Raw genomic sequence first — 24,641 nt, 5'->3', positions numbered from 1 at the left:
TAGCTATTCCGTTTATGCTAGCGTCTAAGCGGATAGATGATCCACTTAGAGAACGAGGTCAGAAGTGAACTGGAATCCCGACCGTCTTCCCGACCGGACCGGACGCACGATCGTCGTCACGGGGGCGACCGCGGGCATCGGCTACTTCGCCGCCGAGCAGCTCGCCGCGGCGGGCGCGGAGGTCGTGCTCGCGTCGCGGTCCGAGTCGAAGCTGCGCCTCGCCGAGGCATCCATCCGCGACCAGGTGCGCGGAGCCTCCGTGCGGAGCGTCGTGATCGACCTCGCCTCCCTCGATTCCGTCTCTCGCGCGGCGGACGAGCTGAGCGCGCTCCCCCGCCTCGACGGAGTGCTCCTCAACGGCGGCGCGATGACCGGATGGCGCGGTGCACCCACGGCCGACGGCCTCCCCCGATCCTCGGAACGCACGTGATCTCGAACGTCCGGCTGCTCGCCGGCATCCTGCCCTCTTTGATCGCCACCGGAGAGGCCCAGGGCGTCGCAAGCCGCATCGTGCACACGTCGACCGGCTTCGTGTCGCAGTTCCGAGTCGACGTGGATGACGTCAGGGCGACTCCGCGCACCGCCATCGCCGCGTACACCAAGGCGAAGACGGTGACCGAGGTGTTCGCCTTCGAACTGGATCGCCGCCTACGGGGCACGGCCCTTCCGGTCGCTTCGCTCGTCGTGCGGCCCGGCGTGGGCGTCGACGCCAAGACCCCCGAGCGAGCCGGCATCCGCGATGCGTCGACGCCGTACCAGCGCAATCCCTACACACCTTGGGCGCAGGGCAAGGACACCGCCGCCTGGGCAGCGGTCCGCGCGCTCACGGATCCCGTAGCGCAGGGCGGTGAGTACTACTCCCCTGCCGGGCGACTGCGCGGACTGCCCGTGCGGGTCGAGCCCTCGGCGCGCACCCGCACTCCTCCTGCGGGGGTCGCTTCGAGCGTGTGGGACCAGCTCGAAGAGCTCGCGGGCGTTCGCCTCACCATCGCATAGGCCCTTCACTCATTCCGAGCAGTCGATCATGTGCCCGGCGCACATGAACCCGACGCGGGCGTCCTGCCTAGCCTGAGGGAGATTCGCGCGCCGACGGAGACCCGTCGGCGCGCGCGCCGCCACCTCGACACACAGGAGTGCCATGGACATCGACATCGCTGACGACATCGACCGACCAGGACTGGACCCTCGCGCGCAACGCCGTCGCGCGGTGATCGGAAGCTCTGTCGGAACGATCATCGAGTGGTACGACTTCACGCTCTACGGGCTGGCGTCGGCGCTCGTGTTCGCACCCCTCTTCTTCCCGGGCGGCGGTGACTTCGCCGGCCTGCTCGGCGCGTTCGCCACCTTCGCGGTCGGCTTCGGCGCGCGGCCCGTCGGAGGGCTGATCTTCGCGCACTTCGGAGACCGCATCGGCCGCAAGGGCACCCTGCTCGCGACCCTGCTGATGATGGGGATCGCCACGACCATGATCGGCCTTCTGCCCACGGCCGAGACCATCGGCATCTGGGCCCCGATCTGCCTGATCGTCCTGCGACTGTTCCAGGGCGCCGGCGCCGGTGCGGAGTTCGCCGGCGCGATGACCATGGCCAGCGAATCGGCCGACACCCGCAACCGGGCGTTCATCGCGGGGTTCCCCGGCGCATCCGTCTACGTCGGCATGGCACTGGCCACCGCCACCTTCGCGCTCATCAGCCTGCTGCCGGTCGAACAGTTCCAGGCATGGGGCTGGCGCATCCCGTTCATCGCCAGCATCGTCATCGTCGCCTTCGCCCTCTACTTCCGCCTGCGGGTGAAGGAGACCGCCGCGTTCGAGGCCGCGGAGCGCGACGGAGAGGTGTCGCGGGCTCCGCTGGTCACCGCAGTCCGTTCGCACTGGCGCACCCTCCTCGCCGGCATGGCACTGTTCGTGTTCGCGCTCCCGTGGGTGTACGTCGTGCAGACCTTCTCGATCTCGTACACGACCGGAACGCTGTCGGTGAACCCGACGCACGCGCTCATCGGTCTCATCGTCGCCGAGCTGCTGACCATCCCGGCGACCCTCGGATTCGGACGTCTCGCCGATCGAATCGGACGCAAGCCGGTGCTCCTCGGTGCGGCGATCTTCGCGATCGCCTTCGCGTTCCCGATGTTCATACTCTTCGAGACGGAGAACTCCGTTCTCGTCGCCCTCGGCCTGGTCCTCGGGCTCGCGATCGTGCAGGGTGCGACGATCGGCGTGAGCGCGGCGATGCTGGCGGAACTCTTCCCGACCCGCATGCGCTGGAGCGGCATCGCGATCTCCCGTGAGATCCCTGCGGCGCTCGTCGGCGGCACGGCACCGCTCGTCGCGACGGCTCTCGTCGGCGTCGCCGGTGGAGCACCGTGGCTCGTCGCCGGCTATCTCGTGGGCCTGAGCGTGATCGGCCTCATCGGGATCGCGGTGCTGCCGGAGACCCTGCAGCGGACGGATGCGCCCACCCCCGCTGAAGAGACGACCGGGTCGCGCTCCTAGGCGGGGCCGTGCGGTTCCTGGGCGAGCAGGGCGCGGCGCAGACGCTCGAGGCGCACGGCGGCCTGCAGACGGAAGCGGAACTCCGCATCATCGGGATCGCCCTCGAGCAGAATCCAGATGCGGTCGAGACGCTGCTGCACGGTATTGGTGTGCACCCGCAGCGCCGAGGCGGCCGCCTGCCGGCTCTCGGCACTGTCGAAGTAGGCGCCGAGGGTCTCGACGAGAGCGGTGCCGCGGCGATCGTCCCAGTCGCGCACGGGTCCCAGCACCCCGTCGACGAACGCGGCGGCCGCCTCGGGGTCGCCGGAGGTGAGCGCATGGTATGGCGCGAAGTCGGCCGATCGCACCGTCGCGCCGCGGATGCCGAGAGGGATGAGGAACCGCAGGTCACGCATCACCCGGGCGGCCGACGACCGCAACGGGGCGATCCCGTCGACGAGCGTCCCGACGACCGCCGTCACCTCGGGCTCGCTCAGTCGATCGGCGAGCACTCGCCGCACACGCTCGGTCGCCACCTCGGCATCCGCGACCGCCCACGCCACGATCAGCCCGTGCTCGCGGGATGACACCAGGCCGTCGTCCCCGACGGCCTCCGCCGCGACGATCAACGCCGCGTCGCTGCCGCGCACGTCGATCGCGGCGCACGCCACGAGGGTGCCCACCCCCTCGGCAGTCAGAGCGGAGGAGTCGAGCACACCGTCGAGCAGGTCGACGAGCAATCTCGCTCGGCGCTCGGCGCGGATCGCCGAGACGGCATCGCGTTTGAACGTCACGAGCGCAGCCACATGCGCGGCTCGTTCGAGCGTGGGGCGCGCGATGTCATCGAGAAGGGGGTCGTCGTCGTCGGCGACCATGGCTCCGAGCACCCGGTCGACCCCGAGGATCGCCACGACCAACCAGCGTCGCCCGTCGGCGTCGATCGACACGGCGTGACCGCTCGTCCGGCTCTGGCGGATCGCATCGACGAGCGGCCGGCGGCGCGGCAGACCGGCTCGGTCGTCGGCCGCCGTGCCGAGCGGATGCCCGGCCTCATCGACCGCGCGCACGCGACGCTCGAGTCGGTCAGACACGGTGCCGACGAGATCGATCAGCGTCGCCCCCGAGACGACGGCAGCCGTGAGTTCTTCGTGGATGCCGCTCACGATCTGGGTCGCGGCGAGATGACGTTCGAGCTCTCGGTACGCGCCCTCGGCATGGGCGCGAGCGGCAGCGCTCTCGGCCAGCACCCGAGCGCTGCGCAGCACGGAGGCTGCATGGTCGGCGAACGCCGAGAGCAGCAGCACCTCGTCGGGAGTGAAGTCGTGCGCGAAGCGGTTGCAGGCGAACAGCGCCCCGAGCACCTCGTCGCCGACGGCCAACGGCACGCCGAGGAACGACACCAGCCCCTCGCGTGCGACCGCTCCGTCGATTCCAGGATCGTGGGGAGCATCGGCCATGTGCGTGTACTCCCGCACCCACGCCGGCTCCCGCGCGCTCGCGACCAAGCTCGCCAGGCCGAACCCGGCGGGCACGAGCAGGTCACGGAACTCGTGCGTCACCGTGCCTGCCGAATATCTCACTCGCAGGTCACCGCGCGCGTTGTCGACCTCTGAGAGGTAGGTGACGTCGGTGCCCATGAGTTCGTGCGCGCGGTCGACGAGTCGCCTGAGCACATCGGTCACGTCCTGCAGCCGAACCAGCTCACGCGCCGTCGAGAAGAGCGCCTCGAGCTCGACCGTCCGCCGGCGCAGGCGCGCAGTCACCTGCTGCGACTCGCGCACCACGCCGAGCAGCTCCTCGACCTCTGCGGCGGCGAGGTCGGCCTCGGCGAGCAGTTGTGCGAGCGCCGTCGTGCGCTCGCCGGGCTCTGCACGCGTCGCAGCCACGACCTCGCGCAGCAGCGCGGACGGAGTCGCGCGGTTCTCAGCCAACGAGCCTCCTCGGGCAGCGGACATCGGGGTCTCCGCAGTCTACGAGAGCGGAATCCCGGCGGCGGGCGCCGCCGCCTCACCGGAGGGGAACACGGGTGCCCGGCGCTCGGCGAACGCCGCCAGGCCTTCGCGCGCGTCATCACTGGCGAACGCCTGCTGCCCCAGCCGCGCCTCGAGCCGGAATGCCTCGCCTTCGGGCAGATCGGCCAGTGCGCGGACCGCCCGCTTGACCGTGGCGAGCGCGGTGCTGCTCTTCGTGATCAGCTCTTCGGCGACGCCCATCGCCTCATCGTGCAGGGCGGCTGCCGGCACGACGCGGTTGACGAGCCCGTACCTCAGGGCCGTCTCGGCGTCGATCCGCGTTCCGCGGAGCATCAGGTCCATCGCGAACGCGTAGGGGATCTGACGGATCAGCCGCACGAGCGTGCCGCCGGCCGGCACCACGCCCACACCGGTCTCCGGCAGCGCGAACTCTGCGCCGGCGGAGGCGAGGCGGATGTCGGTCGACAGCATGATCTCGAACCCTCCACCGAGGCAGAGCCCGTTGATCGCGGCGATCACCGGCTTCTCGAGCGTCGAGTGCTTCTGGTGTGCGGCGTCCCACTCGCTGATGTCGAAGCGCTCCGCGGTGAGCGCCGGGATGGATTCGCCCAGGTCGGCGCCGACGCAGAAGGCGCGGTCGCCGGCTCCGGTGAGCACGGCGACCGCGATGCGCGGATCGTCGCGGACCTCGGCGAACGCGGCGCCGAGCTCGTCGTACATCGCCAGCGTCAGCGCGTTGAGCTTCTCGGGCCGGTCGATCGTGATGACGCCGATACGGTCGGTGCGATCGAGACGGATGCCCATCAGATCGCGCCTCCGGTGCGCAGCGCCTCGACCTCGTCGACCGAGAATCCGAGGAAGTCGCTCAGCACCGCGGCGGTGTGCTGCCCTATGTCGGGTGCGAGGCCCGCCGTGTGCGGAGGCGTGCGATCGAGCTTGACCGGCGACCCGAACGTGCGGAGCGACCCGTGGCCGGGATACTCGGTGTCGACGATCATGCCCCGGGCGGCGATCTGCGGGTCCTCGACCACCTCGCCGATGTCCTTGACGGCGCTGAGCGGCACCAGATCGCCGGCCAGAGTCTCGAGCTCGGCCTTGGTGCGATCGGCGAACCACCGCACCACCATGGGGCGGACCCGCTCTCGGTAGACGTCCGCATCGAAGCGGGTCGCCATGTCGTGCAGGTCGGGGTTCTCCGCCCAGTCGCCGGCAGTGCCGAACGTCTCGCAGGAGATCCGCCAGAACTTGTCGGTGTACCCGCCGAAGAACACGAACCCGTCGCGGCAGGGGAACAACTCGTAGGGACGCACGAACGGATGCTGGTTGCCGAGGGGCTTCGGAACCACGCCGTCGGCCGTGTAGGCCACGACGGCGTTCTCGGTGAGAGTGAGCACCGAGTCCTGCTGGGAGATGTCGACGAGCTGGCCCTCGCCGGTCTGCTCGGCGTGGCGGAGCGCGGCGAGGATGCCGATCACGCCGTAGAGACTGGCCGCGAGGTCGCCGATGATCGTGCCGACACGGGTCGGCGCTCCGCCCGCCTCGCCGTTCATCGACCACAGTCCGCCGGTGGCCTGGGCGCTGTTGTCATACGCGGGGCGCAGCCGGTACGGCCCCGACTGCCCGTAGCCGCTGAGTGCCGCGTAGACCAGACGCGGGTTCACCGTGCGCAGCCGCTCGTATCCGTGCCCGAGGCGGTCCATGGTGCCGGGGCGGAAGTTCTCGACCAGCACGTCGGCCCGCGCCACGAGCCGGTCGAGCACCTCTGCGGCACCGGGACTCTTGAGATTCAGGGTCACCCCGAGCTTGTTGCGGTTGAACTGTGCGAAGAAGCCGCTCAGCGGCTCCTCGCCCTCCCGCGGCAGCAGCGGCGGGAACGTTCGGGTGTAGTCCGGGTCGTCGGGGTTCTCGACTTTGATGACGGTGGCCCCGAGGTCGGCGAGGATCATCGAGCAGTACGGACCGGCGACGACCCTGGTCACATCGACCACCACCACCCCGGCGAGCGAGCCTGGCCCGGCATCCACTCCTCCGAGGCTGTTGAGCAGAGCACGCGTGGTGTCGTCGATCATCGAGCGGTTCCTTCCGGGGTGGGGTCGGCGGCGGCACGCTGAGCGGCTCGCCGCGTGGTGCGGTGGAGCAGGGTCGCGGATACGAGGGTGACGAGGCCGGCGACCACGATGTAGAGGGAGATCGCCCAGGAGCCGCCGAACACGGCGAGCAGCTCGAGATAGATCATCGGCACGAAGGCCGAACCGACGATCGTCCCGATCCCGAGTGCGAGAGACATGCCCGTGTACCGGATGCGCACGTCGAACGACTGCGCGTACAGCACGCCGAGCGTGCCGTAGGTGGCGCAGAAGCCGATCGTCGTGGCGATGTAGGCGACGTAGGCCGCGGCGAGACTGCCCGTGTCGATCAGCCAGAAGGCGGGGAACGCGAGCAGCACCGACACGACGGTCCCGATGGCGAAGACCTTCGCGACCCCGAAGCGATCGGCCAGGCGGCCCGCCAGCGGAAGCCCGCCCAGGGCCAGCACCGAGCAGATCGTGGCGATCGTGAGCATCTCGGGCTGGGTGTGACCCACGAACTGGGTGCCGTAGGTGAGGCTGAACGTGAAGAGCATGTAGAAGACGGCTCCGATGACCGCGAAGCTGAGGGCTGCGAGGATCACCTGTGCAGGATGCGTCCGCAGCGTCTCCCACAGCGGAACCCGCGCCGCCTTGCCGGCGTCGCGCATCTTCTCGAACTCGGGTGTCTCGCTGATCTTGAGGCGGATGAAGAGTCCCACCAGCACCAGCACCGCGCTGATCAGGAACGGCACCCGCCACCCCCAGGCCGCGAATGCGTCACCCGGAAGCGCCACGAGCGGCAGGAACACGAGCGTCGACAGCGTCAGACCGAGCGCGAGGCCGACCTGCGGGAAGCTGCCGAGGAACGCGCGACGCCGAGGCTCGGCGTGCTCGACGACGAGCAGGACCGCCCCACCCCACTCGCCGCCGAGGGCGAAGCCCTGCACGAACCGCAGCACCATGAGCAGGATCGGCGCTGCGACCCCGATCGCCGCGTAGGTCGGCAGGAGACCGATGAGGAAGGTGGCGATGCCCATGAGCACGAGCGAGATGACGAGCATCCGCTTGCGCCCGATGCGATCACCGAAATGCCCGAACACGATCGATCCCAGGGGCCGGCCGAAGTACCCGACCGCGATGCCGCCGAAGGCGAGGATCGTGCCGACCAGCGGGTCGTAATCGGGGAAGAAAAGGCCGTTGAGGATGAGTGCCGCTGCCGTCGAGTAGGCGAAGAAGTCGAACCACTCGACGGTGGTGCCGACGACGCTGGACGCGACGATCGTGCGGATCTGCGACGGTGCCGCCGTGGGCGCTTGCTGCGTCGTGGTGGATGCCGAGGTCATTGTTTCCCTTCCACCGGTGTCTGCGCTGACTCCGGATCGAGCCAGCCTGACAGCGGCGGACCCGTCCGGACCATGTCTGCCGCAGACACAATCAGCTGCATGCTGTGGCCCTCAACCACACAGCAGTAGGGCGCGACGAACGCGAAGCCGACGGACCGTCAGCCTCGGGCGAGGCGACGCCAGGCGAGCTCTGCGAGCACGGATGCCTGCAGCGGCAGCACCGCGTCGTCGAAGACCGCACGCTCGGAATGCAGAGGCATCGGGCCGGAGTCCGGCGCCGCGCCGACGAAGACCAGTGCTCCCGGCACCTCCTGCAGCACATACGAGAAGTCCTCCGATGCCATCGACGGGGCCTCGAGCCGCGTCACGCGCTCGGGGCCGACGAGTTCATCGAGCACGGCCAGCACTTCGCGCGTCTCGGCGGGGTCGTTGTAGGTGACCGGGTAGGAGGCGATGAACTCGGCATCCAATCGGCATCCGTTCGCCTCGGCGATGCCGGTGAGGAGCACGGGGAGCTGTTCGCGCACCGTGTCGAGCGTCGCCGTCGAGAGGGTGCGGATATTCGCCTCGAGGCTCACGGTGGCCGCGAGCACGTTGCTCGCCTCGGAATCGCTGCTGAGACGCGTGATCGAGATCACGGCCTGATCGGTCGCCGGAAGGCGGCGGGCGGCGAACGTCTGCACCGCGAGGATCAGCTGTGCGGCCACGGGCACCGGATCGATGCCCAGCTGCGGGAAGGCGGCATGGCCGCCGGTCCCGTGCAGGGTGAGCCGCAGCGCGCTGGCGCTCGCCATCATCGCTCCCTCTCGGGTCACGAGCTGACCGCGCGGTGTCGCACTGTCGACGTGGATCGCGTAGGCGGCGACCGGGCGTTCGCCCGCCGCGTCGAGCACGCCCTCCTCGATCATGATGCGCCCGCCGGCCTGCCCCTCCTCACCTGGCTGGAACATGAAGACGACCGTGCCGGGAAGCTCCTCGCGTCGATCGACCAGCAGCCGCACCGCTCCGAGGACCCCCGCCATGTGCAGGTCATGCCCGCACGCGTGCATCGCGCCCGACGTCGAGGCGAACGGCAGGCCCGTCGCCTCGGTGATCGGCAGACCGTCCATGTCACCGCGCAGCAGCACCACGGGCCCGGGGCGTCCACCACGCAGAACCGCCGTCACCGACGAGAGGGAGGAGCCGGTGGTGATCTCGAGCCCGAGCCCCTCGAGCTCGCGCAGCAGGATCTGCTGCGTCTGCGGAAGGTCGAGACCGATCTCCACGACCTCGTGCAGCTCCCGCCGCACCGCGAGCAGGCGGTCGCGAAGCTCCTCGGCGGCGACCTCGAAGTCCGTGTCGAACTGGGAACCCATCAGAACTGCATCCTCTCTCCGAGAACAGGAACCGCATCGAGCAGGTCCTGCGTATAGGGGTCGGCGGGGTGAGCGAGCAGAGCCTCGGTCGCTCCCGCCTCGACGAGCCTGCCGTGACGCATCACGCACACCTCGTCGCTGATGTATCGCACGACCGCGAGGTTGTGCGAGATGAAGAGCATCGACAGGTCGAGCTCCTGCTGCACTTCGCGCAGCAGATTGAGGATCGCGCCCTGCACCGACACGTCGAGTGCGCTGGTCACCTCGTCGGCGATGAGCACCGACGGCTCACCGGCGAGCGCGCGTGCGATCGTGACCCGCTGCCGCTGGCCCCCTGAGAACGCACCGGGACGCTCGCCCGCGCGGTCGGGGTCGACGTGCACCTGGGCGAGGAGTCCGCGCACCCGGGCTATGCGCTCGTCACGGGTCCAGCGGCGACCGGTCGAACGCAGCGCCTCAGCGATCGAATCGCCGATGGGCATGAGCGGATCGAGAGCCGAGAACGGATCCTGGAAGACGAGCTGCATGCGTCGACGCGCTCGCCGCGCGGCCGAGCCGCCACCGATCGTCTCGACTCCGTCGACCCGGATCGAGCCTGCCTCGGGGCGCACGAGCCCGACAGCGGCGGCGGCGATCGTGCTCTTGCCCGAGCCGGACTCGCCGACGAGCCCCACGGTGCGCCCCTTCGGGACCGTCAGGCTCACCGATTCGACCACGCGGGTGCGGCCGTAGCGGACCGAGAGGTCCGTGATCTCGAGCGCGTTCACACCGGTACCTCCTGGTCGTGGGCGGGGGTGCCTGTCTGCTGACCCGCACCGACCTGCCGGGCATCGTCGAGCGCCTCGGGCACGAGCTCCGGCGGGATCACCGGCAGCGGCTGCGTGCGATCACTGGTCATGTCGGGCAGGCAGGCGATGAGCGCCTGCGTGTACGGATGCTGCGCGTCCTCGCGGATGCGCTCGGCGTCGAGGGTCTCGACCATGCGTCCGTCCTTCATGACGATCACCCGATCGCAGAACGCCGAGACCAGGGCGATGTCGTGCGAGATGAAGACGATCGCCGCCCCCGTCTCCTCCTGCGCGCGGTGCAGCACGCCCATCACCTGACGCTGCACGGTGACGTCGAGCGCAGTCGTCGGCTCGTCCGCGATGATCAGCCTCGGTGCGCCGGTGAGCGCCATGCCGATCATCGCCCGCTGGCGCATGCCGCCGGAGAACTCGTGCGGGTATTGGCTCAGTCGCGAGGCCGCATCGGGAATGCCGACCGCGGTCAGCGCGTCGGCCGCACGGGCACGCGCCTCTCGCGGCCGCAGCCCCATGTGCACCTCGGGGACCTCTGTGAGCTGGCGGCCGATGGTGAGGGCCGGGTTGAGAGAGGTGAGCGGATCCTGGAAGACCATGCCCAGCTCGACTCCCAGTCGGGCGCGATCCGAGGCCGTGAGCGCTCGGGTCATGTCGATGTCGTCGAAGCGGTGGGATGCCGTCGTGATGACCGCGTCGTCACCGAGCAACCCGGCGAGCGCCATCGCGGTGAGCGACTTCCCGGAGCCCGATTCGCCGACGATGCCGACGATCTCGCCGCGCGCGATCCGCAGATCCACGCCGCGGACCCGTTCGACGACGCCGCCGTCGGCGGTGCCGAAGGCGATGTGCAGGTCGGTGATCTCGGCGACGATGTCTGCGGTCGATTCCGAGGAGTCCCCGATCGCACCTCGGCGGCGGGAGGCGAGTGTGACGGCCCCGGCGGCCCGTGCGGCGACGGCACGGAACCCGGCTCCGCGCGTTCCGGCGACGGCCTCGCTCAACAGGGTGAAGACGAGACCGGCGAGCACGATGGCGATGCCGGGGCCGACCGCGGCGAGCGGGTTGATGTAGATGCGCAGGATCCCCTCCTGCAGCATCCGACCCCAGTCGTAGGCCGGTGCCTGGACACCGAGACCGAGGAAGGACAGACCGGCGAACGAGAGCAGCGTGACGCTCGCCGTGGCGGCGGCGTTGACGAAGAAGGGGTTCGCGATGTTCGGCAGCACGTGCCGCAACAGGATGCCGACCGGCCCCACGCCGACGACACGTGCGGCGCGCACGTAGTCCCGACCAGACACCGACGACGCGAGGTTGTAGACGAGGCGGGCGAACGACGGCACGCCGGCGAAGCCGATGGCGAGCATCGCACCCGTCGCCGTCGCGCCCCAGATCACGGTGAAGAAGAGCACCATGAGCAGCCACGGAAACGCGAGCAGGATGTCGAGGAGGCCCGTGAACATGCGGCGCGGGTGCTTCGGGAGGATGCTGGCCACGAGCCCGAAGACGACGCCACCCGCGAGGGCGATCAGCGTCGAGCCCAGGGTGAGCAGCAGAGTGAGTCTGGTCGCCGTGAGCACCCTGGCCAGGATGTCGCGACCCAGCTCGTCGGTGCCGAACGGATGGGCCGCGCTCGCACCCAGCAGACGCGACGAGACGTCGGTGGTATCGGCGGCCGGACCCCAGATCGCGGGGCCCGCGAGGGCGAGGAAGAGCAGCAGCGCACTGCCGACCAGGGCCGCGATCGTGGTGGGGGTCAGAAGTTTCTTGCGCACGGACATGTCTCAGCCCTCCGTGATCGACGAGCGCGGATCGATGGTGGCGAGGATCACGTCGACGACGAGGTTCACACCGAGCACGATGAGCGCGTAGACGATGACGACGCCCTGCACCATCGGATAGTCCTTCGCGCCGACCGACGACACCATGATCGTGCCGAGACCGGGAATGGCGAACACCGTCTCGATGAGCACGGTCGCCGCTGTGAGGCCGGCGAGGATCAGACCTCCGACGGTGAGCGACGCGGTCACGATGTTCGGCAGCGCGTGCCGCAGGTACACGAGTCGCCGCGGCAGGCGCTTGGCTCGGGCGGTGGTCATGTAGGTCGTGTCGAGCACTGCGAGCATCTCGACCTGCACGATGCGCACGAGGTATGCCATCGGTCCGATCGCGAGGGCGATGACCGGCAGCACGGCGTCCGCCGGCTGACCCCACCCGGCTGCGGGCAGCCATCCGAGCTGCACGGCGAAGAGCGAGATCAGAGCCACCGCCACCAGGAAGCTCGGCACGGCGATGAGGATGCCGAGCACTGCCGAGAGCGTGATCGAGAGGCCACGACGTCGACCGGACCTGGCGAGCACCGCTGCCCCGATGCCGGCGGGCAGAGCGGCGACCACGGCGATGACGAACGCGAGGACCGCGAGCAGCAGCGTCGTCGGGAAGCGCTGTGCGATGACGTCGGCCACGGGTCGCTGCAGTCGCACCGACGTGCCGAGGTCACCGGTGAAGAGCCCCCCGACGAAACGGAAGAACTGCTCCCACATCGGTCGGTCGAGCCCGAGCTGCGCTCTCGTCGCCTCGACGAGCTGCGGTGTCGCGCTCTGGCCCAGGGCCGCACGCACGGGGTCACCGGGCACGAGGTACATGAGCAGGAAGGAGGCGACGATCACCACGGCCAGGGAGATGACGAGGCGTCCGAGGCGGCGGATCAGGAACGCGGTGCGCGGCGACAGCCCCCGGCGCAGGCGGCGCTCCTCCACCCGCGCCGCCAGGGCGGCCGTGGTCGCCTCGACCACCTCGGCGGTCGCGGGAGGAGGAGTCATCGTCATGTCAGCCCAGCATCCGGATCGAGGTGGGCTGGATGTAGTTCGGCTGGTCGAAGACCGCGCCGGACTGATAGGTGGGCAGGATGTTGTCGGTCACCGGGAAGACGTCGAACCGCTCCATGAGCTCGGCCTCGGCATCCTGCCAGATGCCGCACGTGTCCTCCGGGCTGGCGCTGGAGGCCTCGTCGACGAGCGCCGAGTACTCGGGGTTGTCGACCCACATGAAGTTCAGTCCGCCGTCGGTGGGCATGGCGCCGTTGAAGAACGTCGACAGCACGAGGGGCCCACCCGGGGCGACCTGGATCCATCCGGTGTCCCAGTCGAACGTCGACCAGAGCTGCTCCGACCAGGCGGCGGCGTCGTTCGCGGCGAGCTCGGTCGTCACGCCCAGGGCGTCCCATGTCTCCTTGACGAGCTCCGCCGCGGGGGCGTGCGTCGAGGTCGGGGCGTTGTAGACGAACTTGACGGTCAGCGGCTCGCCGTCCTTGTAGCGCAGGCCGTCGGACTCGAGCATCCATCCGGCCTCATCGAGCAGCTCGCCCGCGCGGTCGACGTCGGTGTCCGGCATCTCCCACTTCGGGCCGTCGGCCACGCACAGCAGCGGCGTCTTGGTGATGAGCGAGACGGGATCGAGACCCTCGCCGTCGGCGATGACCGTGCCGACCTCGTCGCGATCGATCGAGATCGACAGGGCCTCGCGCACGAGCGGATCGGCGAACGGGCGCCCCTCCTTCTCGTTGAAGAGCATCATGCCGACCGGATTGCGCACACCCACATGGGTGAGTCCGGCCGCGTCGAGACGGGCACGGTCGGCGCCCGAGATCGTCGCGGCGTTGATCTCTCCCGAGACCAGCAGGTTCGCCGCCGTGCTCTCGTCGGTGACGACGCGGGCTTCGATCGTGTCGGGAAGTCCCTCGGTCTCGCTGGTGACGTCGTCAGGACCCCACGTGTAGTCGTCGCGCTTGGTGAACGTGTAGGTGTCCCCCGGCTTGACGTCGCTCAGCCCGAAGAGTCCCGTGCCGTCGGTGGTGTCCGACAGCGCGGTCGGGTCGGCGAGACCGGCGTCGCAGACCATCAGGATGGTGCCGGCGTTGACCGCGAGGAACGGCGAGTTCACGGTGCTCGTCACCGTGACGGTGCTGCCGTCGGCGACCGCCGAGACGTTCTCGTCGATCACCGAGCCGTACGAGAACGTCGCGTTCGCCGGGTCGGCGTTGTAGTTCAGGTTGTCGGCGACGGTCTGGGCGGTGAACTCCGATCCGTCGGCGCAGGTGATGCCGTCTTTGAGGGTGAAGACGACCTCGGTGCCCGTCTCCTCCCAGCTCTCGGCGAGCCACGGCTCGAACTCGCCGTCGGGCGTGACCGAGATCAGCGACTCGTAGGCGAGGCTCACGACGCCCCAGGTGTCGGGGGAGATCGCCTTCATCGGGTTGAGGTCGCCCGGATCGTCGTTCACGGCGGTGACGAAGGTGCCACCCGAGACGAAGTCACCCTCGGCGGGGGCTCCGTTCGCGTCGGTCGAGCCCGCGCACGACGTCAGCGTCAGCGCGAGGACGGAGAGAGCGGCGGCCACGGGTACTGCGGTACTGCGTTTCATAGCGATCTCCTGATTTCGGGTGGGGGTGATGCTGTGGAGCGGTCGATCAGCGGACGGGCACCTCGGCCGACAGCCGCGCGAGCGGCCCTGCGGCTTTGACCGTCACGTTCACGGTGGGCAGTGTCGTGTAGGGCACGTGGGTCTCGAGGACTTCGACGACCGAGACCTGCAGCGGGTCGGCTCCGGCCTGGATCGCCTTCGCGATCGCGGCCTCGGATGCCTGTTCGATGGCGGCCTCACGGTCGCCCATCGGTGCCATCTGGTCGGCCCTGCCGCCGGCGAGCGAGATGGCCGCACCGACCGCATTGGCGACGCCGCCATGATCGGGGCGCAGGATGCTGCCCGCGCTCGCGAGCCGGTCGGGGACGAGGAACCCGCCACCGCCGACCACGACGAGCGGAATGTCCATCCGGCCGAGGGAGAGTCGTTCGACGGCCTCCTCCAGTCGGTCTGCGACGACGGCGAGCGCCCTCTCGAGGGCCTCGGTCACCGACGAGCTCAGCGGCGGGAGAGTGCGACCGGCGACCGGGCTCCCGGCCAGCGCCGCCGCGTCCGTCAGCGTGGGAGTGGACCCGCCGAACAGCAGCCCGTCCCTGTCGATGCGGTATCCGACCGAGTCGGGGCCGACCCGACCGGAGGCGACGTCGATGACCGTGCCTCCGCCGATGCCGACGCTGAGGATGTCCGGCATCCGGAAGTTCGTGCGCACGCCGCCGATCTCGCGCGGCAGCGTCGACTCGCGGGGGAAGCCGCCGACGACCACCCCGAGGTCAGAGGTCGTGCCTCCCACGTCGATCACGATCGCGTCGTCGTGTCCGGAGAGGTAGGCGGCACCGCGGATGGAGTTCGCGGGGCCGGAGCCGATGGTCAGCACGGGATACTGCGCCGCGTAGTCGAGCGACATCAGCGTGCCGTCGTTCTGCGCGAAGAAGGTGGTCGCGTCGAGCCCCTCCTCGGCGACGACGGTGACGAGCGCCTCGGTCACCGAACGGGCGACGCTGTACAGCGCCGCGTTGAGCAGAGTCGCGTTCTCACGCTCGAGCAGCCCGGTGGGGCCGATGTCCTGACTCAGGAAGACCCGCGCGTCCTGGCCGAGATGGCCGCGCAGCAGCTCAGCGACCTCGAGCTCCTGCTCGGGCGATGACGGACTGAAGATGCCGGCGACGGCGATCGCGTCGAAGTGGCCGAGTCCGTCGACGAAGCGCAGGATGCCGTCGCGATCGAGCGGCGAGATGGGGGTGCCGTCGACCATGTGGCCGCCGCCGAGCATCGCCGAGCCCGCCAGCACCATGCGCACGAGGTCGTCCGGCCAGCCGGTGAGCGGCGGGTACTCGGTCGCAGCCGGTGCACCGAGGCGGATCATCGCGACCCGGTCGAGCTGGCGACGCTGCACGATCGCGTTGGTCGCATGGGTGGTGCCCAGCATGACCCGGGAGACGCGGGAGCGGTCGTCGCCGATCGCGGCCAGCACATCGCTGATGCCGGCGCGGATGCCGCCGGTGATGTCGTCGGTCGTGGCCCTCTTGGTCCAGGCGAGCACGCGCCCCTCGCCGTCGAGCACGACGGCGTCGGTGTTGGTGCCGCCGACGTCGACGCCGATCGAGAGATCACGGGCGGTCATCGGGACACTCCTTCGAACGGGACATAGGGCAGGTCGTATCCGAAGGCGGCGGGGCCCGCCAGCTGCAGCCCCCTGGGGGTGCGCCAGATCGGATCGCAGGCCCAGGCGAGCACCGAGACGCGCTGTCCGAAGCGGAGCATCTCGGTCGTGATGGCGTGGCCGGTCTCGGCGTCGATGATCGTGATGAGGTCGGGGACGCTCACCAGCACCTCGCCGTCTTCGAGCACCAGGAGGTTCTCGTTCTGCAGTTCGAGACGCTGCAGGCGTCCGCGATCGGCGCCTGTGCCGGTGATCGTGACCGAGCCGCGCACGAAGCCGCCGACGGTGCGGCGGTCGAGGTCGGTGATCTTGCCCGTCATGAGCACTCGGGCGTCGAGCTCTGCGGCGACGGCCGCGACCGGCTCGGACGATGACATCAGGGCGTGACCGACGCGGATGGCCGCGCTCACGGTGCCCTCGATCACGGCGCCCCGCACGGTCTCGGCGGTCATCGGATAGTGCGCGCCGATGCAGATCGAACCGCTCGCCACGGTGAGGGCGCGAGCGTGCCGCTCGAGCCAGTGCAGGTCGATCGTCTTCATCACCGAGATGTTGCCGACGACGTCGCTCTGCACCGCCCACTCGCACGGGACACCGGCGACGTTCATGGCGACCATCGCGGCGTCGGGGAATGCACGTCCCATGCCGTCTGCGTCGAGCACCTTCAGGCCGAGTCGCGCGGCCCAGCCGATGGGCTGGACGCCGTTGCTGCCGCCGATCTCCGCCGCCATGAGGGTGGTGACCTTGCGGCCGAGGAGCTGCTCGGCCTCGGCGAGGAGCGCGTGGATCTGGCCCGTGGCGGAGAGCATCTCGATGCCGACCGTCGGAGCACCGATGCCGGACATCAGGATGACGACGTCGTCGGCTCCCAGATCGTCGACCGTCACCAGCGGGACGGGACCGTGTGCGCGGAGCGCGTTCTCGACCATGATCTGAGCGGTGTACACGGCGCCGCCGCCGCCGGTGCCGAAGATCGCGGTGCCGATGCCGAGCGCGGCGATGTCGTCTGCCGTGATCTCGGTGATCCGCGCCGCAGGAGGTGCGGCGGATGAAGTCTGGGCCATGTGTCTCACCGTACGGATGCTTCCGACGGCGGACAATGTTTCGCGCATCCAGTGTTTCGAGGCATACTGTGCCGATGGCACAGTACTCTCTGCGTGATCTGCGCGATGACGCCGACAGGCTCGGTCTGCGTCTGCATGCGGGCCCCGTCGACGATCGTCAGGTCGTCCGCGTCGACCTGGCCGCGATCGACCGCCTCGACGCTCTGGCGACCGGCACGCTCGCGATCATCGGCGGCGACGAGCAGCCTCCGCCGTTCCGTATCGACGTGGCCCTGCGGCAGGCGAGCGCGCGCCGCCTCGCCGGCCTGGTCTTCACCGCACCGCTCACCCTCGCCGAGACCGCCAGGGTGCTCGCGGATCGCGGCGGAGTCCCCGTCTTCTCGGCGACCGGCGTGGGCGCGGCGGACCTCGCCAAGACCGTCGATCGGGCGATCTCGGGTGGTGCCTCCGAGGCCATGATGCGGGGTGCGCACGCCATCACGATCGCCACCGAGACAGCCGCCGCCGAGGGGAGCTCGACCCACAGCATCCTCGCGGCGGCCGGCGGGGCGCTGGGCACCGAGCTGACTATCGACGCCGACGCATCCGTCTCGTGGACCGACGCCGATGCCGTCTTCATCGGCGAGGTGCCCATCGGCCGACTCGTCGCCGCACCCAGCGACGGCGCCACCGAGGTCTCGCTGCCGGTCATCGCCTCGCTGCTCTCCCGAGTCGCCCAGAGGCAGAGTCGCGATCGGTACGCCCCCACCCAGTCGCGAGCCGATCTGCTCGTCGAGCTCGTGCTCGCCGACTCGTCGCGCGCCGAGGGCTTCGTCGCACAGGCCGCCCGACTCGGGTTGCCGCTCTCGCAGTCGCACGCGGTCGCCTGGCTCGCTCCGACCCGTCCGAGCGATCCCGACGCCCGAGCGCCGCGCAGCGTGCAGCCGGCACTCGAGCTGTTCGCACTGCAGCTCGTCGAGGCCCGCGATGAGATGTGGCACGTCGCGTTCCTGCAGGACGACCTCATGCTCGTGTGCACCGAGGAGCACGGTGCCGGCGACCACCAGCGGCGCGTGCGCGAGGTCGCCGTGCTCGTGCAGCGACAGGCGCGCGAGCTCGCCGGAACGGACTGGGCGTACACGCTCGGGCTCGGCACTCCGCAGCTCGGCGCGCTGGGCCTGCGGCAGTCGGCGGCCGAGGCGCGCATCGCCGCCGAGTCGGCGATCGCCGCCGGGCGCGTGGGCGGCGTCGAGCTGACGGACGTCACGGGCCTTCGCCGGGTGCTGCTCGACCTCTACGCCTCGCCGATCAGCCGCGAGCTGCTGCACGACATCCTGCGTCCGCTCGACGACCTCGGCCCGGAGCGCGCCCTGCAGTCGGTGCGCACTCTGCTCGTCTACCTCGCCCATGAGGGCTCGCTCGTGCATGCCGGGAAGGAGCTGATGCTGCACCCGAACGGGGTCGGGTATCGGATGCGTCGGATCCGCGATCTGCTCGGCATCGACCTGAGCGACCCCGATGCGCGCTTCGCGGTCGAACTCGCCTGCCGGGTGCGGCTTCTCGGCTCGGGCTAGGCGAGCTCGGCACGCAGCGCCGCCCCGTCGGCGTCGAGATGCGGGGCGCGGGCGAGACGCACCGTGCCGTTCGTGCCGAGTGCCGAGCGCGCGATCGAGACGCCGTCATCGTGCTCGATCAGATCCAGCGCGCGGGACTGCGGCCCGCGAGCGGCGTCTTCGGGAGTGCGCACACGGGCGACGAGCACCCTCGCCTCCTGCAGACACGAGACCACCGTGTCGACAGCCAGGGATCCGACCCGCGATCCGAGAACCGCCTCGAGCTCGTCGCGGCCCTCGACGCGCGCCTGATTGCCCGCCCACCTCGGCCTGCCGAGCACGTCGCCGAGGTCGAGCGCCGTCACCAGCCGCGCGAACATCGCGTCGTTGGTCGCGCCGAGCACGACCTGTCCGTCTGCCGCGGCGAAGGCACGGTACGGCACGATCGACGGATGCGAGCTGCCCCACGGCTTCGACGGAGGACCACCCGCCGACGTCGCGGCGATCACGGTGCCGAGCGAGCTCACAGCGGTCGCGAAGAGCGAGAATTCGAGGCGTCGGCCGGTGCCGGTGCGGCCGCGTTCGAGGAGCGCTGCCAGCACCCCGTTGATCATCGACATCCCGGTCGCGATGTCGACCATCGCCACCCCGGACCGCACGGGGTCGGCGCCCTCATAGCCCGTGACATGCATGAGACCCGATTCCGCCTCGACCGTCACCGCGGTGCCCGGCTCGGCCGCGAGCGGCCCCGTCTGGGAGAAGCCGCTGATCGACGCGTAGACGAGACGAGGGAATCTCTCGCACATCTCGCCGGCACCGATGCCGAGCCGGTCGGCGACACCCGGCCGGAAGCTCTCGACCACGACATCGGCAGTGCCGATGAGCGCGTGGGCGACCTCTCGGTCGGCCGGATCGGCGAGGTCGAGCGCGATGCTGCGCTTGCCCCGGTTGATGGCGTGGAAGTAGGCGCTCGCCCCGTGCACGAACGGCGGGCCCCAATGCCGGGTCTCGTCACCGATGCCCGGCTGTTCGACCTTGATGACGTCGGCGCCCAGCTCGGCGAGCGTCATCGTCGCGTACGGCCCCGCGAGCAGGCGCGTGAAGTCGATGACGCGCACTCCCTGCAGCGGGCGGAACTCCTCGGTGTCGGTCATGAGCCGTCCCTCAGCGGAGGAAGACCCGCTCGCCGCGGATCCACGTCTCGGCGACGCGCACGGCGGCGATCTCATCGGCGGGCACCGAGAAGACATCGCGATCGAGCACGGCGAAGCTGCCGTCGAAGCCGGGTGCCAGAGAACCGACTCCCGACAGCGGAGACAGCAGGGCGGCACGAGAGGTGTACAGCAGCAGAGCCTGCGGCACGGTGATCGCGGCCTCTGCGCCGAACTCGACGCCGTTGTAGGTGCGGCGACGCACGGCGGCCTCGACGGACAGCATCACATCGTCGGCGCCGCTCCAGGCGGTCGCGGGACGGTCGGATGACAGCGCCAGCGGTTCGAGCCCGGCGTAGAGCCGAGCGATCGGGTAGGCATCGGGCACCTGCTCGACCCGCAGCGCCCTCTCGTAGCCGTCGTACTCCGCGAAGAAGAACACCGTGTGCGTCGCGATGCCGAACCTCATGCGCGCCGACCGCAACCGCGCGAGATAGGCGTCGCTCACGATGGTGGCGTGCTCGATGCGCACGGACGGGATGCCGTCGAGCCAGGGCTCCGCGTCCTCGAAGAGCTCGACGACGCGGTCGAGCGCCCTGTCGCCCATCGCGTGCACGGCGAGCTGCACGCCGTTGCGTCGCGCCCAGTCGCCGGCCGCGAGCACGTCGGCGTCGTCGACCAGCCGCAGGCCGTGGTCGCACGAGTCCGGGTAGGCCTCGTGCACCCAGGCCGTGCGGTTCGAGTAGGCGCCGTCGAGCACGACCTTCACCCCTGCGATGCGCACCGGCCCCTCGCGGTCGTCGACCGAGAGATCCGCGAGCGGTGCGGCGGGGTCCCACCCGGGGTACAGGGCGACCCGCGTGCGCAGTCCGCGTTCGGCAGCGGCACGGAAGGTCTCGAGCGGACGATCGATGCGCGACGACAGCAGGTCGCACACGGCGACGATGCCCCGCGACGACAGCTCCTCGCCGATCGCGACGATCGCGTCGATCTGCTCGTCGCGGCTCGGCGCCGGGATGAAGGCGGCCACGGCGTTGACGGCCGCGATCTCGGTCAGCACTCCGTTGGGGCGTCCGTCGGCGTCGCGCTCGAATCGCGCGCCGTCGGGATCGGGCGTCGACGCCGTGATGCCGGCGATCTCGAGAGCCCTGCTGTTGCAGACCGCAGAGTGCGCGTCGCAGCGCCACACCAGCACCGGCCGATCGGTGTCGATGCGATCGAGGTCGGACGCCGTCGGCATCCGCCCCTCGGGGAACTTCGTGTCGTCGAAGCCTCGCCCGAGCACCCAGGCATCCGGGCCGGCGACGGTGGCCGCATGTCGCTGCAGCGTCTCGACCAGCTCGTCGGCGCTGGTGACCGCCGGCGGGAAGCACTCCACGGCCGCCGCCGTGCCCGCGAGCAGCGCGGGATGCGTGTGGCTGTCGAGGAGTCCGGGAAGCACCGTGCGGCCGCCGAGGTCGACAGCGTCGTTCTCGGTGACGTCCGCGGCCTCGCCCACCCAGTCGACGAGTCCGTCGACGATGCGGAACGCCGACGCGAAGGCCGTCTCGGAGGCACCCGTGAACACCCGGGCGTTGGTGAAGGTGACGGCGCCCACGATCACAGAGCCCGGTGGGTGAAGCGCCCGCCGAGCAGAGTCGCCGCGACCGGCATGCTGCGCAACTGATCCCGGTCGCTCGCGTACGGGTCGCGGTCGCTGATCACCAGGTCGGCCGGCTGCCCGACCTCGAGCGAGGTGCGTACGGATGCGGCGAGCGCGACATCGAGCGGAAGACGCTGCTCGGGGTGCCACGCGTCGCGGTCGCCGCGGCTGCGGGCCGTGGCGGCGCTGAGCGAGATCCACGGGTCGAGCGGTGCCACCGGGGCGTCGGAGCCGAGCCGCAGCGTCGCCCCCGAACGGTGCAGCGATCCGAAGGCGAAGGCGCGTGCGGTGCGTCCGGCCCAGTGGTGGTCGGCGACATCGCGATCGTCCATGGCGTGCTCCGGCTGCACGCTCGCGATGAGTCCGAGCTGCGCGAAGCGGGCGAAGTCGTCGTCGCGCACGAGCTGCGCGTGCTCGATCACGCCCTTCATCCCGAGCTCCTCGAAGGTGTCGAGCACCTCGGTGTTGGCCCGGTCGCCGATCGCGTGCACCGCGGCCTCGATCCCGGCGCCGCGGGCGCGGTCGAGCAGGCGCCGCAGTTCGGGGATCGGCACGCTCTCCATGCCGCACGCGTGCGGATGGCCGGGGTCCATGCCGGGGTACGGATCCCAGCACCAGGCGGTGCGGGTGTTGAGGGATCCGTCGACGACGACCTTGAGGCGGCCGAACGTGATGAGGCCGGCGTCGTCGACGATGTCGCCGGTGCGGTGCCCCGCCAGGGCGGCGGATTCGAGGAGGTCGGGCCACACCGCGATGTCGGCGCGGAGGCTCGTGAGTCCTGCGGCCGTGCGCGCAGACCACTCGGCGACGTTGTCGGTCTTCTCGTACTCGACGATGCCGACCACTCCGCGCGCGGCTGCCGCGTCCGCCGCCTCGGCATAGGCACCGGCGGGCAGCTGAGACGCCTCATCGAACGAGTGCAGCAGACCGATCCACGGCCCCTCCCGCAGCAGGCCCGTCTCGTCGGTCTCGACGCCGAGACGGGCGGCGGCCGCGCGGTTCATCCATCCGCAGTGCAGGTCACCGCTCACGAGCACGACCGGGATGTCGGAGACGGTGGCCTCGAGAGCCGCCAGCGAGGCAGGGACCGGCCACAGCCCGTCTCGGAACCCGTAGCCCATCAGCATCCCGTCGGTCAGCGGTGCACCCTCGGCGCGAGCGCGGCGCACGATGGCCAGCACGTCATCGGCGCTGCTCGTCTCGGTCAGGTCGAGTCGACGGCGGCGGATGACGTGCTGCGTGAAGTGCACGTGCGCGTCCCAGAACCCCGGGCCGATCCAGCGGCCGTCCGCCTCGACGACTTCGCCGCGCGCGGTGACGGCGCCCGACGGTACGACCGCGGCGATCAGGCCGTCGCGCACGACGACATCGATCGGCACGCCGCCGTCGTACGGGCGTACGCCTCGAAGGGTGAGGGACTCGGTCATGGTGCTCCTCTCGGCGCCCGTCGGCGCTCGGGGACGGGGGTCAGGCGACGGGTACGGGGGATGTCGCGAACCCGAACAGATCCTTCGGGTCCTCCGGCGCGGCGACGAGGTCGATCTCCGTGTCGATCCCGGTGCCGGCGAGGTCGGCGCGCAGGTGCCGCAGCGCCGAGAAGTCCTCGATCGCGAAGCCGACGGAGTCGAAGATCGTCACCTGCTCGGGCGCGACGCGACCGGGAGCCGCGCCGCTGAGCACCTGCCAGAACTCGGTCACGGGAAAGTCGGGGGCGACGTTCTGGATCTCGCCCTCGACGCGGGTCTGCGGCGTGTACTCGACGAACACCGGGCCTCGCTCGAGGATGCGCGGGTCAAGCTCGGTCTTGCCGGGGCAGTCGCCGCCGATCGTGTTGATGTGCATGCCCGGGGCGACATCGGCATCGGTCAGCACCTGCGCCACCGCCTTGTCAGCCGTGCAGGTCGTGACGATGTCGGCACCGGCGGCGGCCTCCGCGGCCGATGCGCACACCGTGATGTCGAACCCGCGCGACCCGAGGTTGCGCACGAACTTGGCGGATGCCGCGGGGTCGACGTCGTAGATGCGCAGCCGCGAGACACCGAGCACACCGCGGAACGCGAGTGCCTGGAACTCCGCCTGACTGCCGGCGCCGATCATCGCCATCGTCGTCGACTCGGGGCGTGCGAGGCGTCGTGCCACCATCGCCGAGGTCGCGGCGGTGCGGAGCGCGGTGAGCATCGTCATCTCGGCGAGGAACACCGGATACCCGTTGTGCACGTCGGCGAGCACGCCGAACGCGGTCACCGTCTGATAGCCGCGCCCCGGGTTGAAGGGATGACCGTTGACGTATTTGAAGGCGTACACGTCGGGGTCGCTGATCGGCATGAGCTCGATCACCCCGAACGGCGTGTGATTGGCCACCCGCTCGCTCTTGTCGAACGACTCCCAGCGACGGAAGTCGGCCTCGATCGTGTCGGCCATCTCGGTCATGATCGTCTCGGCGCCACGACGCGCGATCCACTCGATCATGTCCTGCACTCCGACGAAGGCGGTCATGCGGTCTCCTCCTGTGCGCGCAGCGCCTCATGGTTCACGGCGGCGATGCGGTCGGCGAGCTTCGGGTTCTCGTACGGGCCGGGACGCCGCAGCGCATCGATCACCCGCGAGATCACCGCCGGCGACTTGTCCTGACTCATCTTCTCCTTCGCCTCGATGCGGTCGACGCGCAGGCGGAAGCCGACGGTGCCGTGCACGATGCGCTCCGCGTAGGCCGTGTTCTCGAGCGTGCCGTGCATGAGGAACGGATTCGGCAGCGGGCTCTCGAACCACGAGACCAGACGATCCAACACCGCGAGGTTCTCGGCGTCGGAGAGGATCTCGGGGGTGCCGTGCAGGTGCGCGACGGCGAAGTCCCAGGTCGGCACGGCCGGTGACGATTCATACCAGCCGGGCGACACGTATCCCTGCGGGCCGTAGACGATGACCATCGTCTCGTGCTCGCCGAGCCGGTGCAGACGCTCGTCCGGACGCCCGACGTGACTGAGCAGCACGACGCCCTCGGCATCCTCGTCGAGCAGCACCGGATAGTGCGACGCGACGAGGCCCTCGCCCGGCACATGGCTGACGATGGTGGCCCAGGGGTTGTCGCGCACGAGGGCGCGCACCGTCTCGACGTCATCGAGGGCGTAGTCGGGATTGTGCCTCATGGCGGCTCCTGGTC

General features: G+C 70.2%; 20 protein-coding genes. 4 read left to right on the top strand and 16 right to left on the bottom strand.

All coding sequences use genetic code 11. From position 1 onward, the window contains the following. Positions 1-64: 64 nt before the first annotated feature. The 3 genes from ACZZZN_RS16780 to ACZZZN_RS16770 all read left to right on the top strand — a co-directional run bounded on the left by ACZZZN_RS16780 (position 65) and on the right by ACZZZN_RS16770 (position 2,491). Positions 65-430 (top strand): SDR family NAD(P)-dependent oxidoreductase, encoded by a 366-nt coding sequence (locus ACZZZN_RS16780; RefSeq protein WP_463506260.1) that lies wholly within the window; start codon positions 65-67, stop codon positions 428-430. Continuing rightward, positions 427-996, top strand: coding sequence for an SDR family NAD(P)-dependent oxidoreductase (locus tag ACZZZN_RS16775; RefSeq protein WP_463506259.1), 570 nt, complete (start codon positions 427-429; stop codon positions 994-996). Before ACZZZN_RS16780 ends, ACZZZN_RS16775 begins: the two co-directional genes overlap by 4 nt. Before the next feature lie 142 nt (positions 997-1,138). Next, on the top strand, positions 1,139-2,491 hold the full coding sequence (locus ACZZZN_RS16770; protein WP_463506258.1) for an MFS transporter: 1,353 nt from the start codon (positions 1,139-1,141) through the stop codon (positions 2,489-2,491). Here ACZZZN_RS16770 and ACZZZN_RS16765 read toward each other — a convergent pair. The 11 genes from ACZZZN_RS16765 to ACZZZN_RS16715 form a co-directional block, all read right to left on the bottom strand. Then, a complete protein-coding gene (locus tag ACZZZN_RS16765) occupies positions 2,488-4,401 on the bottom strand; it encodes a helix-turn-helix domain-containing protein (protein ID WP_463506257.1) in 1,914 nt (637 codons plus the stop codon). The two genes, ACZZZN_RS16770 and ACZZZN_RS16765, sit on opposite strands and share 4 nt — an antisense overlap. 39 nt (positions 4,402-4,440) lie before the next feature. Then, the gene (locus ACZZZN_RS16760) at positions 4,441-5,247 is read right to left on the bottom strand and encodes an enoyl-CoA hydratase/isomerase family protein (RefSeq protein ID WP_463506256.1); all 807 of its coding nucleotides are present in this window, start codon (positions 5,245-5,247) and stop codon (positions 4,441-4,443) included. Beyond that, positions 5,247-6,512 carry a CaiB/BaiF CoA transferase family protein gene (locus ACZZZN_RS16755; protein WP_463506255.1) on the bottom strand — a complete coding sequence of 422 codons (1,266 nt, stop codon included), beginning with the start codon at positions 6,510-6,512 and terminating at the stop codon, positions 5,247-5,249. Before ACZZZN_RS16755 ends, ACZZZN_RS16760 begins: the two co-directional genes overlap by 1 nt. Beyond that, a complete protein-coding gene (locus ACZZZN_RS16750) occupies positions 6,509-7,855 on the bottom strand; it encodes an MFS transporter (RefSeq protein ID WP_463506254.1) in 1,347 nt (448 codons plus the stop codon). Before ACZZZN_RS16750 ends, ACZZZN_RS16755 begins: the two co-directional genes overlap by 4 nt. A gap of 158 nt (positions 7,856-8,013) precedes the next feature. After that, a complete protein-coding gene (locus tag ACZZZN_RS16745) occupies positions 8,014-9,210 on the bottom strand; it encodes a M20 metallopeptidase family protein (RefSeq protein WP_463506253.1) in 1,197 nt (398 codons plus the stop codon). Then, the gene (locus ACZZZN_RS16740) at positions 9,210-9,977 is read right to left on the bottom strand and encodes an ABC transporter ATP-binding protein (protein WP_463506252.1); all 768 of its coding nucleotides are present in this window, start codon (positions 9,975-9,977) and stop codon (positions 9,210-9,212) included. Before ACZZZN_RS16740 ends, ACZZZN_RS16745 begins: the two co-directional genes overlap by 1 nt. Next, positions 9,974-11,791 carry a dipeptide/oligopeptide/nickel ABC transporter permease/ATP-binding protein gene (locus ACZZZN_RS16735; RefSeq protein WP_463506251.1) on the bottom strand — a complete coding sequence of 606 codons (1,818 nt, stop codon included), beginning with the start codon at positions 11,789-11,791 and terminating at the stop codon, positions 9,974-9,976. Before ACZZZN_RS16735 ends, ACZZZN_RS16740 begins: the two co-directional genes overlap by 4 nt. 3 nt (positions 11,792-11,794) lie before the next feature. After that, positions 11,795-12,838: an ABC transporter permease gene (locus ACZZZN_RS16730; RefSeq protein ID WP_463506250.1), complete on the bottom strand. Its 1,044-nt coding sequence runs from the start codon at positions 12,836-12,838 to the stop codon at positions 11,795-11,797. A 1-nt stretch (position 12,839) separates the two neighbouring features. After that, positions 12,840-14,432 (bottom strand): ABC transporter substrate-binding protein, encoded by a 1,593-nt coding sequence (locus ACZZZN_RS16725; protein WP_463506249.1) that lies wholly within the window; start codon positions 14,430-14,432, stop codon positions 12,840-12,842. Positions 14,433-14,478: 46 nt separating this feature from the next. Beyond that, positions 14,479-16,053 (bottom strand): hydantoinase/oxoprolinase N-terminal domain-containing protein, encoded by a 1,575-nt coding sequence (locus ACZZZN_RS16720; protein ID WP_463506248.1) that lies wholly within the window; start codon positions 16,051-16,053, stop codon positions 14,479-14,481. After that, the gene (locus ACZZZN_RS16715) at positions 16,050-17,156 is read right to left on the bottom strand and encodes a DUF917 domain-containing protein (RefSeq protein WP_463506247.1); all 1,107 of its coding nucleotides are present in this window, start codon (positions 17,154-17,156) and stop codon (positions 16,050-16,052) included. Before ACZZZN_RS16715 ends, ACZZZN_RS16720 begins: the two co-directional genes overlap by 4 nt. Before the next feature lie 74 nt (positions 17,157-17,230). Between ACZZZN_RS16715 and ACZZZN_RS16710 the strand changes: the two genes are divergently transcribed. Beyond that, a complete protein-coding gene (locus ACZZZN_RS16710) occupies positions 17,231-18,709 on the top strand; it encodes a PucR family transcriptional regulator (RefSeq protein WP_463506246.1) in 1,479 nt (492 codons plus the stop codon). On the opposite strand, the gene ACZZZN_RS16705 is transcribed toward ACZZZN_RS16710, so the two are convergent. The 5 genes from ACZZZN_RS16705 to ACZZZN_RS16685 are packed head-to-tail and all read right to left on the bottom strand — an operon-like array spanning position 18,706 to position 24,627. Next, on the bottom strand, positions 18,706-19,842 hold the full coding sequence (locus tag ACZZZN_RS16705) for a CaiB/BaiF CoA transferase family protein (RefSeq protein WP_463506245.1): 1,137 nt from the start codon (positions 19,840-19,842) through the stop codon (positions 18,706-18,708). The two genes, ACZZZN_RS16710 and ACZZZN_RS16705, sit on opposite strands and share 4 nt — an antisense overlap. A 10-nt stretch (positions 19,843-19,852) precedes the next feature. Continuing rightward, on the bottom strand, positions 19,853-21,436 hold the full coding sequence (locus tag ACZZZN_RS16700; RefSeq protein ID WP_463506244.1) for an amidohydrolase: 1,584 nt from the start codon (positions 21,434-21,436) through the stop codon (positions 19,853-19,855). A gap of 2 nt (positions 21,437-21,438) precedes the next feature. After that, entirely contained in the window at positions 21,439-22,908 is a 1,470-nt protein-coding gene (locus tag ACZZZN_RS16695) for an amidohydrolase (protein WP_463506243.1), read from the bottom strand. A gap of 40 nt (positions 22,909-22,948) precedes the next feature. Then, entirely contained in the window at positions 22,949-23,977 is a 1,029-nt protein-coding gene (locus ACZZZN_RS16690) for an ornithine cyclodeaminase (protein ID WP_463506242.1), read from the bottom strand. Beyond that, complete coding sequence (locus ACZZZN_RS16685; protein ID WP_463506241.1) at positions 23,974-24,627, bottom strand: FMN-binding negative transcriptional regulator; 654 nt, start codon at positions 24,625-24,627, stop codon at positions 23,974-23,976. Before ACZZZN_RS16685 ends, ACZZZN_RS16690 begins: the two co-directional genes overlap by 4 nt. Between the last annotated feature and the right edge of the window lie 14 nt (positions 24,628-24,641).

Source organism: Microbacterium sp. AC145 (assembly GCF_979258505.1).
Note: the sequence above shows the minus strand (reverse complement) of the source record. Positions and strands in the feature narration are given on the sequence as shown.